The sequence below is a fragment of the Bartonella sp. MR100HLJHH genome (genome assembly GCF_042194215.1).
Classification (GTDB): Bacteria; Pseudomonadota; Alphaproteobacteria; order Rhizobiales; family Rhizobiaceae; genus Bartonella; species Bartonella grahamii.
In genome coordinates this window covers 1-736 of record NZ_JBHIMR010000097.1, presented here as the reverse complement: position 1 = coordinate 736, position 736 = coordinate 1, and the positions used below count along the sequence as shown (strand labels likewise).

Below are 736 nucleotides of genomic sequence, written 5' to 3'. Positions count from 1 at the left end.
GGTCTTACTTTACACCGTATACGTGCTCTAAGAGATTTTGATGATGTTAAGGCGGGGGACCTCGGCGGTTTTATTGAAAATGAAAGTAACTTATCCCATGATGGCAATTGCTGGGTCTATGATAATGCCGCGGTTCTTTTCAATGCAACTGTTTATGAAAATGCTAAAATTTATAATGACGCGAAAATCTTTAGAGGTGCCAAGGTGTATGGCAATGCTATCGTTAATGGCAAAGCATTGGTTTTTGATACAACCGCTCATATTTATGATAATGCAAAAATTCATGATAACGCTAAGGTCTGTGGGCATGTTTATGGTTATGCCGTAATTAGTGATAATGCTACTATTTCTAATGGTGCCAAGGTTTATGACAATGCCCGTGTCTATGAAAGTGCCTATGTTTGTGGCTATATTTTTGGCAATGCCCATGTGTATGGCAAGTCACGCATTTATGTCTGGGCGCGGGTTTATGATAATGCCCACGTTTTTTGTAATGCTTGGATTAAGGATTATTCAAGTATCTATGGTCATGCCAAGGTTTCTGGATCGGCTCGTGTTGGTTGCTTTGTAAGAATTTATGATCATGCCAAGGTCTATGGCAAATCAAATATTGATCATCATGTGCAAATTTATGGCAATGCTGTTGTCAATAGCCGTGCAAAAATTCGTAATGATATCTGTGATGATAATCAGTCACTAAAAGACGCTGCTTAAATAACGCGTGGGCGCGGCGGGG

General features: G+C 39.9%; 1 protein-coding gene. It reads left to right on the top strand.

What is annotated here, in order from left to right:
- A partial coding sequence (locus ACFIJ7_RS09730; protein ID WP_375645211.1) for a hypothetical protein occupies positions 1–714 on the top strand: 714 nt, incomplete at its 5' end.
- Between the last annotated feature and the right edge of the window lie 22 nt (positions 715–736).